The following is a 13,037-nucleotide window of genomic DNA, read 5'->3' as shown; positions in this document are numbered from 1 at the left end:
TCGGGGGATCGGAGGGCTCGCTCCCGGCCGCGCCGACGCCGGCGCGGCCGGGCGCCCTAGTCGGGCAGGACGGGCAGGGTGTGCATCAGCGGGCGGGCCAGAGCCGCGAGGAGCGCAGCGACGGCGGCGGGCACCAGGATGGAGACCGCGGCAGACGGCTCGGTGAGGCCGAAGGGCCCGGCCAGGTCCAGCAGGCCGGCGAGCACGCCGGACATGCTGCCCAGGGCGAGTTCGGCGACCGCGACGGCGATCGCCGCTCCCGCCATCGCGGCGACCACCCCCAAGGTTCCGCGCGTGTAGGCGAGGGCAGCGCCGATGACACCGATCGCGGTCCACACCCACAGCGTCGGCCACAGGCTCGGCAGCAGCGCGAAGACCTCGACCGCGGTCCGGTCCGGCTCCCAGCCGAACAGCTGGTAGAGCTGCGCCTCGGCCACCGCCAGCAGCACGTAGAGCAGCGCCACCGCCGCGGAGGAGGCGGCGGTGAACAGCAGCGCCTGGCGCGCATAGGCGCGCCGTGTGCGGCCGAACACCACCATCAGGCGCAGGTCCGCGATCAGCCCCAGCCCGATGATCAGGGCGAAGACCCGGGGCGCCCAGCCGAGGCCGCCCAGGATGCTCACCGGTTCGGCTCCCCAGTCGTCGACGCGCCAGGAGAGCAGCAGGGTGATCGCGGCGGCCACCAGCACGAGGGCCGCCGCGCACCAGGCGAGGATGGCGGCCCAGCCGGAGACCAGGTAGGTGAAGATGGGGCGCCCGGACGGCTCGCGGGCTGCGGACCCGGGCGCGCCGCTCGGAGCGGTGGATGCGGTCATCGGTCGGTCCCTCCTTCGGCGCGGTCCGGTCCGGCACCCGCGCCCGCGGTACCAGCGCGGCCCGCCGTGCCCTCGGGGCCGGCTGCTTCGTCGGTGGTGAGGTGGACGAAGAGCTCCTGCAGGCCGATCGGCCCCAGTTCGAGCCCTGCTGCGGCCGCCTCGCGGCGGCGCCCCTCGTCCAGTTCGCCGTAGACGACGGCCTGGACGGTGCCGCCCAGGCGGCGCTCGCCGAGCACGGTCTCCCCCGCGGTGAAACGCTCAACGGCCTCGGCCGGGCCGGTGACCGCGGCGCCGCGGGCGCGGAGCGCATCGGCGTCGTCCTGCAGCAGGATCCGCCCCCGGTGGACGATCGCCACGTCGGCGAAGAGCGGCCCCATCTCGTCGATGAGGTGCGAGGAGATGACGACGGTGCGCGGATGCTCGGCGATGTCGGCGAGCAGTTCGTCGGTGAACACCTTGCGGGCGTGCGCGTCCATACCGAGGTGGCACTCGTCGAGCAGGGTGAGCGGCGCGCGCGACGCCAGCCCGTACACGGTGCCGAGCATGGCCCGCTGGCCCTGGGAGAGGGCCTTCACGGCGCGCTTGCGGGGCAGCTCGAACCGGTCGGCGAGGTGCTTCTCGTAGGCGGTGCTCCAACCGGTCCGCAGCGCCCGGGCGCTGCGCAGGAAGTCGTCCACGCTGCCGATGTCGTCGGGCAGGTCGCTGTCGGCGCGGACCAGGCAGACGTCGCGGGTGACGGATCCGTTCTCGAAGACCGGCCGGCCGCCGACCAGGACACTGCCGGCGTCAGCGCGGACGAATCCGGCCAGGACCGACAGCAGCGTGGTCTTTCCGGCCCCGTTGCGGCCGAGCAGGCCGTGGATGGCACCGCCGGGCAGGTCGAGGTCGGTGCCGCGGAGCACGGGCGTGCCGTCGAGGTCCAGCCGGACGCCGTCCATCCGGGCCCCGGGCGGGGATCCGGCGGAGGTGGCGGGCGCGGTCATCGGGCGCCTCCCTGGTCGGTGTGGGTGCGCAGCCGGTCGATGACGGCGTCGAGGGGGACGCCGATCGCCTGCGCCTCGTCGGCGACCGGGTCGACCACGTCGGTGAAGAAGCGCTCGCGGTGCTGGGCGACCAGCTGGTCGCGGGCGTCCGGGCTGACGAACATGCCGATCCCTCTGCGCTTGTAGAGCACGCCCTCGTCCACGAGGGCCTGGAACGCTTTTGCCGCGGTGGCGGGGTTGATCCGGTGGAAGGCCGCGTACTCGTTGGTGGACATCACGCGGTCGTCCGCCGCCAGCACCCCGTTGAGGATGTCCGCCCGGATCCGCTCGGCGATCTGCCGGTAGATCGGGCTGCGGTCATCGAACACTGGTGCTCCTTGGTTCTTTACTTGACTAATGAACCATAGCACTGAAGAACCGCGGTGCGTCAATGCGCGCGGCCTCCGTCGGCCGCGCCGCGGCGGCGCTGGCGCGGCACTGCGGCGGAACGGCCCCGGAGGCCGCGCCCCGGGAGCCCAGGTCAGAACAGGAAAGGGGCGCATCCGGCATAGAAGGCCGCGCGGCGGGAAGAGCGGTGTGAACGGAACCGGCCGCATGGCAGGGCACTCCGGCGCAGCCCGGGCAGCCGCCGCGCGGCGGCGGGCGCAGCCCGATGGACCCCGCGGACAGCGCTCTGGGGCAGCGGGGCCAGGACCGCGGGCGCCGGCGCGGAGAGCGGCAGCGGGCAGGAGAGGAGTGGCGCCATGGCGGACGCGCGGACCCGCACGGAAGCCGCCGGCGCCCTCCGGAGAGCGCGCGGCTCACGCGGAGCGGGGCGCTCCGGGCTCGTCGAGGTGGACCAGCATGCGGGTGTTGCCGAGGGTGTTCGGTTTGACCCGCTCCAGGTCGAGGAACTCCGCGACACCCTCGTCGTAGGAGCGCAGCAGCTCCTCGTAGACGCGCGGAGCGACCGGGGTGCCCTGGATCGGCTCGAAGCCGTGCCGGGCGAAGAAGTGCGTGGCGAACGTGAGGCAGAAGACGCGCCGCACGCCCAGCTCGCGGGCCCGGTCGAGCAGCCCGTCGACGAGGCGGTGGCCCACGCCGAGCCCCTGCACCTCGGCGGCGACCGCGACGGTGCGCACCTCGGCGAGGTCCTCCCAGAGCACATGCAGCGCCCCGCAGCCCACGATGCGCCGCTCGCCGCCGCCCCGGGCCTCGGCGACCAGGAACTCCTGGACGTCTTCGTAGAGGTTCACGGCGCTCTTGGCGAGCATCCGCCGGGGGCCGCTGTAGGCGTCCACGAGGGCGCGGACGGCGCTCACGTCGCGCGTCCGGGCGCGGCGGACCGTGATCTCCGGGTCGTGCATGTCCGGATCAGCGTAGCCGACCGGCCCCCGGCACGACGCCGCCCCACCGCGGGCGCTTGCCGCGGCGGGGCGGTTCGGTGCGGGCGGGCGGCGGGCGCCGACGGGTGCGGCGCCCGGCCCGCTGCGGGGAGAGCTGCGTCAGATGAGCTGCTTGCGCGCCGCCCAGACGACGGCCTCGATCGGCGTGTTCACGCCGAGCTGGTCGCAGATCGCGCGCAGCCGGCGGCGCAGCGTGCGCGCGCTGAGCTCGAGCCGACGGGCGGCGACGTCGGTGGTCACGCCGGTCGCGATCTCCGCGAGCAGCTGGATCTCTTCCTCGGTCAGCCCGATCGGGGCGATCGCCGGCCCGGGCTCCCGGGGCATCGCCGACGCGGGGACCATGCCCCCGTGCCCGGCGGGGTGCCCGGTCCCGTGCAGACCGGCAGCGCCGTGGCTGGTGTGGTCCTTTGCCGTACGGCGAATCAGCGTTGCCTGTTCCACTCCGTCCTCCCTCATCCTCTGGTGAGCGCGGAACATCACCCGTGGCAGCAGCCCGCGGCGACCGGAGGCCACTGGCCTCCCGGCGGGCGCGCCGGGTGCCCCGGAGGGCTTCCGCGCACCGGAAGGAGCGCTCCCCTGGCACGTGGGGCACACCTCCGGCGCGGCGGACCCGTGCGGCGGTCTGGGACGGACAGACCGCGCATGGACGCGCACGCCTGGGAATGACAACCGCGGCATCGGACCGCGGGGCCATCCCCGACTCGTCGTGGAACGAACCTGCTGCTCGGAGCGCGCGGATTTCTCCGCTCGCGAGGAAAACGCTAGGCGGGACGGCAAAGACCGTCAAGACCAATTAAATCACCCAGAGTGACATGACAATTCGTCTGCGTCACCAGGGCGTGATGTACAAATTCTCGACGAGGCGACTGACCTGCGCAAAGAACCTTCACCGTGACCGCGGGCCCAGCACAGCCCCTCCGACGTGGCAGAACGCGGAAAAGGCCTCCCCCTGCAGCGCATTTACGCAGGTCAAAGGGGTTCACGCCATGCCCGGCCAGAGCATTCTCGGCCGCAGTTGGTCACGATCCGGCAACATCGGCCGGTGCAGCGGTCTCCGGCCGCGGCGCTGCGGCCGGAGATCCGCGCAGGTCACTCGGGCTTCACCAGGGGGAAGAGGATCGTTTCCCGGATACCCTTTCCGGTGAAGGCCATCAGCAGCCGGTCGATACCGACGCCGACGCCTCCGGTCGGCGGCATGCCGTACTCCAGCGCGCGGAGGAAGTCCTCGTCGAGCTGCATGGCCTCGGCGTCGCCGTCGGCCGCGAGCAGCGACTGCCCGGTGAGCCGGCGCCGCTCCTCCACCGGGTCGATGAGCTCGGAGAACCCGGTGCCCAGCTCCATGCCGAAGCCGATGAGGTCCCACTTCTCGGTGAGCAGCGGGTCCTCGCGGTGCTGGCGGGTGAGCGGACTGGTCTCCACCGGGAAGTCGCGGACGAAGGTGGGCTGCACGATGGTGTGCTCCACCAGCTCCTCGAAGAGGTGCTCCACGAGCTTGCCCGGGCCCCAGTCAGGGCTCCACTCGACGCCGCGGGCGTCGGCCAGCGCGCGCACCTCCTCCACCGGGGTGCGCGGCGTGACCTCGGCGCCCAGCGCCTCGGACACGGTGCCGTACAGCGTGACGTGCGGCCACTCGCCGCCGAGGTCGAACTCCTCGCCGCCGCGCGGAACCGAGGTCGAGCCGAACGCGGCGACGGCCGCGTCCTGGATGAGCTCGCGGGTGACCTCGGCCATCACGTTGTAGTCCGCGTAGGACTGGTAGAACTCCAGCATCGTGAACTCGGGGTTGTGCGTCGAGTCCGCGCCCTCGTTGCGGAAGTTCCGGTTGATCTCGAAGACCTTCTCGATCCCGCCCACCGCGAGCCGCTTCAGGTAGAGCTCGGGCGCGATGCGCAGGTAGAGGTCGAGGTCGTAGGCGTTGATGTGGGTGGTGAACGGCCGCGCCGTGGCGCCGCCGTGCACCGGCTGCAGCATCGGGGTCTCCACCTCGACGTAGCCGCGCCGGTCCAGCGTGGAGCGCATCGAGCGGATCGCGGCCGACCGGCGGCGCAGCATCTCGCGTGCGTCGGGGTTGACGATGAGGTCGAGGTAGCGCTGCCGGACCCGGGCCTCCGGGTCGGTCAGGCCCTTGTGCTTCTCCGGCAGCGGCCGCAGGCACTTGGCGGTCAGCGTCCAGGCGTCGGCCATGATGGACAGCTCGCCGCGGCGCGAGGTGATCACCTCGCCCTCGACGCCGACGTGGTCGCCGAGGTCGATGTCGCTCTTCCACCGGGCCAGCTCGTCCGGGCCCAGCTTGTCCAGGGACATCATGACCTGGATGTCCCCGGAGTCGTCGCGCAGCGTAGCGAAGCAGAGCTTGCCGCCGGTGCGGTAGAGCATGACGCGCCCGGCGACGGCGACGCGCTCGCCGGTCGCCGTGTCCGGTTCGAGGCCGGCGTGTTTCTCCCGGACGTCGCCGATTCCGGCGGTGCGCGGGTAACCGACCGGGTAGGGGTCGATGCCTTCCGCGCGCATGCGGTCCAGCTTCTCTCGCCGGACCCGCATCTGTTCGGGCAGGCCGTCGTAGGAATCGTCCAGCACGTCACTCACGGCGTCGATCCTAGGGCATGTTCGGCGGAGAGCGGTCCGGCCGCGCAGCGCCCCGGCACGGCCCCATGGCTGCGGCGACGCGCCCGCCCCGCGCCGGCCCGGCAGCAGCGCGGCGGAGCCGGGCCGGGTGCCGCTCAGCCGCTGTTCCGCTCGAAGACCATCCGCAGCCCGATCAGGGTGAGCCAGGGCTCGTGGACGTCGACGGTCTCGCATTCGCCGACCACCAGCGGAGCCAGCCCGCCGGTGGCGACGACGGTGACGTCGTCAGCCGCTGCACCGCCGGCCGCGAGTTCGGCGGCCATCCGGTCGACGATGCCGTCGACCTGGCCGGCGAAGCCGTAGACGATGCCGGAGCGCAGCGCTTCCGCGGTGTTCTTGGCGATGACCGAGCGCGGCCGGGCGATCTCCACCATGTGCAGCTGCGCGCCGCGGCGGGACAGCGCCTCGACGGAGATGTCGATGCCGGGTGCGATGGCGCCGCCGACGTACTCGCCCTTGGCGCTGACGGCGTCGAAGGTGGTGGCGGTGCCGAAGTCGACGACGACACACGGCCCGCCGTAGAGCTGGGAGGCGGCCAGTGCGTTGATGATCCGGTCGCTGCCCACCTCTTTGGGGTTGTCCATCCGGACCGGCACGCCGGTCCGCACGCCGGGCTCGACGATGACGGCGGGGACGTCGCCGTAGGCGCGGCGGAACATCTCGCGCATCTCGTGCTGGACAGCCGGCACGGAGCAGCACAGCGCGATACCGCCGATGGCGGGCCCGCCGGCGCCGCCGGTCAGCCCGGTGAGCATGACGGTCCACTCGTCGGCGGTGCGCCGGGCCTCGGTGGCCACACGCCACTGCTCGACGAGGTCGTCGCCGTCGAAGAGGCCCAGCACGGTGTGGGAGTTGCCGACATCGATGGCGAGCAGCATCACGGTCCTCGTAGGGGGTCGGGCGCGCCGGTGGCGCGATCGGTGGTGCCGGGGCGGGTGCCGCGGCCGGGGCGCTGCAGCCGTCCTGCCGGACGGCGGCCGCCCTGCCCGCGGGCGGGGCGGCGCGGTGCCACTCAGCCGGATGGGCGGAGGTCCACCGCGATGTCGAGCGCCGGGCTGGAGTGCGTCAGTGCCCCGACGGCAAGGTAGTCGACTCCCGTGGCCGCCACGTCGGCGGCCGTGTCCAGCGTCAGCGTTCCACTCGACTCCAGCCGCGCGCGGCCGGCCACCAGAGCGACGGCTTCACGCAGCTCAGCGGGGGTGAAGTTGTCCAGCAGGATCTCCTCGGCGCCGGCTTTCAGGGCGGGCTCGATCTGGTCGATCCGGTCGACCTCCACCTCCAGCGGCACGCCCGGGAAGGCGCGGCGCACCGCGTGCACCGCTTCCTCCACACCGCCGGCGGCGATGACGTGGTTGTCCTTGATCAGCGCCGCGTCGGCGAGGCCGAACCGGTGGTTCTCCCCGCCGCCGCAGCGCACCGCGTACTTCTCCAGCGACCGCAGCCCGGCGTGCGTCTTCCGGCTGTCCCGCACCCGCGCCCGGGTGCCGGCGAGCGCATCGGCCCAGGCCGCGGTGGCCGTCGCGATCCCGGACAGGTGGGTGAGGGTGTTGAGCGCGGTCCGCTCCGCGGTAAGCAGGTCGCGGGTGCGGCCGGTCACGGTGAGCAGGACGTCGCCGGCCGCGACCCGGTCGCCGTCGGCGGCGTGCGCCTCGACCTGCACGGCGCCCTCGGCCACCAGCCAGAACACCAGTTCGGCCACTGGCAGCCCGGCGACCGTGCCGGACCGGCGGGCCACCACGTCGGCCGTCGCCAGCTGAGCGGCGGGGACGGTGGCGGCGGTCGTGACGTCGGCCAGTGTGTGCGGCGCCGGAGGGGCGGCCGTACCCAGTGCCTCCGGAGCGAGGTCTTCGGCCAGGGCGCGCAGGACGGTGGCGGCGTGCTCCGCCGCCGGGCCGGCGCCGAGGCCGGTGCGGGCCGCGGGGCCCTCGGCCGCAGCCCCGGCCGCGGTCCGGTCGGTCTCCGGGGCGGTGCCGTAGGGCACCCCCGCGATCGCCTCCAGGGCGGCGGCGAGGTGCGGCGGCACGGTGGCGGAGGGGCCCTCCCGGGCGATGTCCAGGCCCGCAGCGCCCAGCGCTGCGGTCACGGTCGTGCGGCGCAGCTCCGGGCGGGGCCCGGGGTGGTCGGAGCGGCGGTGCGCGCCGCGGCTCTCCTCGCGGGCGCGGGCGGCCGCGAGAATGCAGGCGGCGACGGTGAACAGGTTGGTCGCCTCCCATGCGGCGACCCCGGGCGGCACCGCGCCGGGCGCATCCGGTGCAAGCTCGGCGAGGCGGCGCTGCGCGCCGGCCAGGCCCGCGCCGTCCCGCCGGACGCCGGCGTGCCGCGCCATGAGCGCCTGCAGTTCGGGCACGGCCCCGGGATCGAAGAGCCCGGGTGCAGCGGGGTCCGCGGTGCGGCCGGGGTCCGCGGCGGCAGCGGAGGCAGCGGAGGCAGACCCGGCCGCGGCGCCCGCCGCAGCACCGCCCGCGAGCTGGTCGGCGACGGCCGCCGCGGCGCGCTCGGCGAAGACGAGGCCCTCCAGCAGGGAGTTGGACGCCAGGCGGTTGGCGCCGTGCACTCCGGTACGGGCCGCCTCGCCGACGGCGTAGAGGCCGGGCACCCCGGTGCGGCCCCACACGTCCACGGCGACGCCGCCGGAGGCGTAGTGCGCGGCGGGCGCCACCGGGATCGGCTCGGTGACCGGGTCGATCCCGTGCTCGCGGCAGGTGGCGAGGATCGTCGGGAAGCGGCGCTCCCACTTCTGGGCGCCGAAGTGGCGGGCGTCCAGCAGCACGTGGTCGCCGCCGTCCGCCATGGCGGCCGCGATGGCGGACGCGACGACGTCGCGCGGCGCCAGGTCGCCCAGCTCGTGCACGCCGGCCATGATGCGGTTGCCGCGCAGGTCGGTCAGTACCGCGCCCTCGCCCCGGACCGCCTCGGACACCAGCGGCTGGCGGCCGCTGCGGCCCGGCCCGAGCCAGAGCACGGTGGGGTGGAACTGGATGAACTCCATGTCGGCGAGGCGGGCGCCGGCGCGCAGCGCAAGTGCCGTCCCGTCCCCGGTGGAGACCTCCGGATTGGTCGTGGTCGCGAACACCTGGCCGGACCCGCCGGTGGCCAGCAGCACGGCGGGGGCGCGCACCGCGCCGACGCCGTCGCGTTCGCCCTCGCCCATGACGTGCAGCGTCACCCCGGCAACCGGGGCGGGGCCCGCGCCGGCGCCTGCGCCTGAGCCGGGCGCGGGCAGCGCATCCAGTGCCAGCGCGTGCTCGATGACCTCGATGCGCGGCTCGGCGCGCACCGCGGCGACGAGGGCCCGCTCGATCTCGGCGCCGGTCGCGTCGCCGCCGGCGTGCGCGATCCGGTCGGCGCGGTGGCCGCCCTCCCGGGTCAGCTCCAGGTCGCCGCCGGCGCCGGTGTCGAACGCGGCACCCGCCCCGATCAGCCGGCGCAGCGCGCCGGGCCCCTCTTCGGCGAGGACGTGCACGGCGAGCGGGTCGCACTGGCCGGCGCCCGCCTCGACCGTGTCGACCATGTGGGCGAGGGGGGTGTCCCCGGGCGCGAGGGCCGCGGCGACACCGCCCTGGGCCCACCGGGTCGACCCGGTGGCGAGGAGGTCCTTGGTGACCAGCACGATGCGGGCCCGGGGCGCGCGGCGGGCCAGGCCGAGTGCGGCGCTGAGCCCGGCGACGCCGGACCCCGCGATCACCGCATCGGCGTCGACGGTCCAGCCCGGTTCCGGAGCGGCCAGGCGGAGCGGGGGGTGGGGGATCGCGGAGGTGTGCACCGCTGTCTCCTCGTGGGGGCTCTACAGTGTGAGCGGAACGTTATCAATGAGGCGGGTGGCGCCCACGCGCGCGGCCACCGCAAGGACGGCGTCGCCCCGGTGGTCGCCCGGGACCGGGGCGAAGGTTTGCGCGTCGACCAGCGCCAGGTAGTCCAGTTCCACCGGCGGATCGGCCGCCGCTGCGGCGTCGAGCACCCCGCCGGCGGCGCTGAGGATGCCGACCGGGCCGGTGAGCGCCGCGTCGGCGCCGGCGAGCAGCGCGCGGGAGAGCGCACGCGCCGAGGCCCGCTCCTGGGCGGTGAGGTAGACGTTGCGGCTGGACACGGCCACCCCGTCGGCGTCGCGGAGCGTGGGAACCGCCTCCACGTCGACGCCGAACGCGAGGTCGCGCACCATCTGCCGGACCGCGGCGAGCTGCTGGGCGTCCTTCTGGCCGAAGACCGCCGCTTCCGGGCCCACCATGTGGAAGAGCTTGGCGACCACGGTCAGCACGCCGGCGAAGTGGCCCGGCCGGGAGGCGCCTTCGAGGACCTCCCCGATCGGGCCCGGATCCACGGTGACGCGCTGCACGCCCGGGTACACCGTCTCCACCGCGGGTGCGTAGACCGCGGCGGCGCCCTCCTCGGCGCACGCCTCCAGGTCGGCCTCGAAGGTGCGCGGATAGCGGTCGAGGTCCTCGCCGGGGCCGAACTGGAGCGGGTTGACGAAGATGCTCACCACGGCGGAGTCGGCCCGCTCGCGGGCGGCGGCGATGAGGGCGCGGTGCCCCGCGTGCAGCGCGCCCATGGTCGGCACGAGCGCGATGCTGCCCAGCTCGCCGCGGATCCGGTCCAGCTCGGCGGGCGTGCGGACGACGACGGGGGCGCGCGGGGCGGGTGGGGTCATCTGGGGAATGCCCTTCAGTCGGCTTGAGCTTCCGATGGGGAGGAGCGGATCCGGGTCGCCTGCGTGCTGCCTCCGGCAGCACCGGCAGGCGGGCAGGGGCTCCGAGGGGCGGGGGCGGAGGCATGGCGCCTGCACCCGGCGGCACCGCTACGCGCGGAGAACGTCGAGGAGGCGCTCCGCGTCGTGCGGCTTGAGCAGGCCGGCGTCCATCGCCCGGCCGGCCGTGAGCCGGGCCAGGGCGATGTAGGCGGGAACGTCTTCCGGGGCATGGGTGCGCAGCTCGGACAGGTGGCCGGCGACCGTCTCCGCGTCGCCGCGCAGCACCGGTCCGCTCAGCCCGTCGATGCCGAGCCGGAGTGCGTTGTCCAGGGCCGCGCCGAGCAGTGGACCGAGCATTCGCCCGGGGTCGTCCACCCCGGCCGTGCGCAGCTGCGCCGCACTCTCCGCCACCAGGGTGACCAGGTGGTTGGCGCCGCCGGCGAGCGCCGCGTGGTACAGGCTGCGGCGCTCCTCGTCGATCCAGACGGGCTCGGCGCCCATCTCCACCACGAGCGCCTCGGCGACGGTGCGCAGCGGCTCCGGCGCGGTGACGCCGAAGGTGCAGCTGGCCAGGCGGTCGAGGTCTTCGTCGCGGCCGGTGAAGGTCATCACCGGGTGCAGTGCCAGCGGCAGCGCACCCGCCGCGGTGGCGGTGCACAGCACGCCGTAGCCGTGGCTGCCGCTGGTGTGGGCGAGCAGCGTGCCCTCCACCGGCGCACCGGTCTCGACGAGCCCGCGGACCAGCGGTCCGAGCGCGTCGTCGGGCACGGTGAGCAGCACCAGGTCGGCGGCGTCCACCACGGCGGCGGCGTCGGTGATGCGGGCCTCGGGCAGCCGCTCGGCGGCCCTGCGGCGGGACTCCTCGGAGACGGCGGTGGCCGCCACCACGCGGTGCCCGGCCCGCTCAAGTGCGGCGCCGAGCGCGGAGCCGACGCGTCCCGGCCCGATGACGCCCACGGCCAGCCGCGCCGGCCGCTGGCGTGTGTCCTCGGGTACGCCCATCTGCAGTCCTCGCGCAATCCGGTTCCGGTCCCGGGGCGGGTACCGGACACTGTCGGCCCAGCTTACCGACCGTGACCGGGTCGGCGTTCACCCGCGCGGGTCGCCCACCGCTCGGGGCCGGACCCCGCGCTGCGGAGCTCCTGGCCGCGGCGCGCCATGTCGTCGACTGCGGCGCGCGCCGAACCGGCCGCCCGGCCGGGCGCCTGGGCGCGGATCGGCCCGGGCGGGGTGTCGACGGCCACGGCAGCGGTGCCGCGGCGGCGGGCGAGCGGGCCGGCGGTCATCCGGATGCTCTGCGCGCGGGCGAGCGGCACGTACTCGGTGGTGCGGCAGAGCACTCCGCGCCGGGTGGCGAAGAGCCGCTCGCCGTGGCCCGCCGCCGCACCGCGCTGCCCTCGGGCGGGGTGCAGCTCAACGCCTGCCGCGTCCCCGCCGAAGAGCTCGTCGACGAGGGCGTAGGCCAGGGCTCGGGGCGCGACGGGCAGCAGGGTCGAGGAGTCCATCTGGCGCTCGCCGACGTAGCCGGCGACGTTGGCTTCGACCCGGGCCACGCCGAGCGACCGCCACAGCAGCGGCTCGACGACGCGCACGGCCTGCACGCGTCCGGGCGGCACGGTCTGCATCCGGGCCTGGAAGGCGCCGTAGCGCAGCCGGAGCCCGTCCGGCGAGAGCGAGGCGTAGAAGTCGGTGTAGCGGACGAGCGGGCCGATGAAGCCGCGGAACAGGCCGAGCAGGACCGGTACCGCGCCGCCGAGCACGCCCGGCTCGAAGAACGCGAGGCCGGCCGCCATCAGCGCCATGAACAGCAGGAAGGCGCCCATCACCGGCAGCCGGAAGGCGAGCGCGCCGAGCAGCAGGCCGAACGGCAGCTTGTACAGCGGCGTCTCGGGCGCCTCCGGGGTGGTGCCGGCGAGGCCGGCGGCGTGCGCGAGCAGCGCGGCCCGCAGCCGCTCGGCCGCGGGCCGGGACAGGTAGCGCAGCCGGACTTCGCCGGCGTCGCCGCCGGCGAGTTCGATGCGCAGCTCGGCGACGCGGAAGACCTGGGCGAGGAGCGGCCGTACGACGTCGACGGCCTGGAGTCTGCTGAGCGGTACCTCGCGGGCGGAGCGGCGGATCAGCCCACCGTGCACGACGAGGTGGTCGCCGCGGATCTCGAAGCCGCTGTTCCACCACGCCACCAGCGCGTAGGCGGCGCCGGCGAACGTCACCGACACGGCGAGCAGGAACACCCAGCCCGCGCCGAAGCTCAGCAGGAACGGCCCGGGCAGCGCCAGGAACAGCACCCCCGCCAGCAGCGTCTGGAACAGCACCGTCACCGGGTGCGGCCGCTGCAGCCCGCGCGTCACGTCCGGCGGCGGCGGTGGAGCGCTCGGCGGCGGTGGCGGCGGAGCCCCGCCCCCGCTCGGCGGCAGCATCTGCAGCCTTCCGCCGGGACGCCCGCCCGGTCCGTACCCGTATCCGCCCGGAGCAGCCGGCGGCGGCCCGGGCCGCTGCCCGCCCGCAGCAGGGGGTGCGCGGCCCGCCGCGCCCGCCGGCGGGT

11 protein-coding genes are annotated in these 13,037 nt (G+C 75.1%); all 11 read right to left on the bottom strand.

What is annotated here, in order from left to right:
• Nucleotides 1-56: 56 nt before the first annotated feature.
• Complete coding sequence (locus tag ACYVGT_RS19225; RefSeq protein ID WP_460860322.1) at nucleotides 57-815, bottom strand: hypothetical protein; 759 nt, start codon at nucleotides 813-815, stop codon at nucleotides 57-59.
• A complete protein-coding gene (locus ACYVGT_RS19220) occupies nucleotides 812-1,798 on the bottom strand; it encodes an ATP-binding cassette domain-containing protein (protein WP_460860320.1) in 987 nt (328 codons plus the stop codon). Before ACYVGT_RS19220 ends, ACYVGT_RS19225 begins: the two co-directional genes overlap by 4 nt.
• Complete coding sequence (locus tag ACYVGT_RS19215) at nucleotides 1,795-2,166, bottom strand: GntR family transcriptional regulator (protein ID WP_460860317.1); 372 nt, start codon at nucleotides 2,164-2,166, stop codon at nucleotides 1,795-1,797. Before ACYVGT_RS19215 ends, ACYVGT_RS19220 begins: the two co-directional genes overlap by 4 nt.
• A gap of 432 nt (nucleotides 2,167-2,598) precedes the next feature.
• On the bottom strand, nucleotides 2,599-3,144 hold the full coding sequence (locus tag ACYVGT_RS19210; RefSeq protein ID WP_460860314.1) for an amino-acid N-acetyltransferase: 546 nt from the start codon (nucleotides 3,142-3,144) through the stop codon (nucleotides 2,599-2,601).
• A gap of 138 nt (nucleotides 3,145-3,282) precedes the next feature.
• A complete protein-coding gene (locus tag ACYVGT_RS19205; RefSeq protein WP_460860312.1) occupies nucleotides 3,283-3,660 on the bottom strand; it encodes a LuxR C-terminal-related transcriptional regulator in 378 nt (125 codons plus the stop codon).
• 612 nt (nucleotides 3,661-4,272) lie between these two features.
• On the bottom strand, nucleotides 4,273-5,769 hold the full coding sequence (gene lysX / locus ACYVGT_RS19200) for a bifunctional lysylphosphatidylglycerol synthetase/lysine--tRNA ligase LysX (protein WP_460860310.1): 1,497 nt from the start codon (nucleotides 5,767-5,769) through the stop codon (nucleotides 4,273-4,275).
• A gap of 134 nt (nucleotides 5,770-5,903) precedes the next feature.
• A complete protein-coding gene (locus ACYVGT_RS19195; protein WP_460860309.1) occupies nucleotides 5,904-6,686 on the bottom strand; it encodes a type III pantothenate kinase in 783 nt (260 codons plus the stop codon).
• A gap of 134 nt (nucleotides 6,687-6,820) precedes the next feature.
• A complete protein-coding gene (locus tag ACYVGT_RS19190) occupies nucleotides 6,821-9,571 on the bottom strand; it encodes an L-aspartate oxidase (RefSeq protein WP_460860307.1) in 2,751 nt (916 codons plus the stop codon).
• Between the two features lie 21 nt (nucleotides 9,572-9,592).
• Complete coding sequence (gene panC, locus ACYVGT_RS19185) at nucleotides 9,593-10,465, bottom strand: pantoate--beta-alanine ligase (protein ID WP_460860429.1); 873 nt, start codon at nucleotides 10,463-10,465, stop codon at nucleotides 9,593-9,595.
• A gap of 138 nt (nucleotides 10,466-10,603) precedes the next feature.
• Nucleotides 10,604-11,497, bottom strand: coding sequence for a Rossmann-like and DUF2520 domain-containing protein (locus tag ACYVGT_RS19180; protein ID WP_460860305.1), 894 nt, complete (start codon nucleotides 11,495-11,497; stop codon nucleotides 10,604-10,606).
• 62 nt (nucleotides 11,498-11,559) lie between these two features.
• Nucleotides 11,560-12,912 (bottom strand): PH domain-containing protein, encoded by a 1,353-nt coding sequence (locus ACYVGT_RS19175; RefSeq protein ID WP_460860303.1) that lies wholly within the window; start codon nucleotides 12,910-12,912, stop codon nucleotides 11,560-11,562.
• Between the last annotated feature and the right edge of the window lie 125 nt (nucleotides 12,913-13,037).

The sequence above is a fragment of the Nocardiopsis coralliicola genome (assembly GCF_054779695.1).
The sequence above is the reverse complement of the archived record's forward strand: the minus strand, read 5'-3'. Positions and strand labels throughout refer to the sequence as shown.

Bases quoted from the DNA above. Each gene is read 5' to 3' on its own strand.
- ACYVGT_RS19220 (WP_460860320.1), bottom strand. From the start codon at position 1,798: ATGACCGCGCCCGCCACCTCCGCCGGATCCCCGCCCGGGGCCCGGATG.
- ACYVGT_RS19225 (WP_460860322.1), bottom strand. From the start codon at position 815: ATGACCGCATCCACCGCTCCGAGCGGCGCGCCCGGGTCCGCAGCCCGC.
- ACYVGT_RS19205 (WP_460860312.1), bottom strand. From the start codon at position 3,660: ATGTTCCGCGCTCACCAGAGGATGAGGGAGGACGGAGTGGAACAGGCA.
- ACYVGT_RS19175 (WP_460860303.1), bottom strand. From the start codon at position 12,912: ATGCTGCCGCCGAGCGGGGGCGGGGCTCCGCCGCCACCGCCGCCGAGC.
- ACYVGT_RS19180 (WP_460860305.1), bottom strand. From the start codon at position 11,497: ATGGGCGTACCCGAGGACACACGCCAGCGGCCGGCGCGGCTGGCCGTG.
- ACYVGT_RS19195 (WP_460860309.1), bottom strand. From the start codon at position 6,686: ATGCTGCTCGCCATCGATGTCGGCAACTCCCACACCGTGCTGGGCCTC.
- ACYVGT_RS19210 (WP_460860314.1), bottom strand. From the start codon at position 3,144: ATGCACGACCCGGAGATCACGGTCCGCCGCGCCCGGACGCGCGACGTG.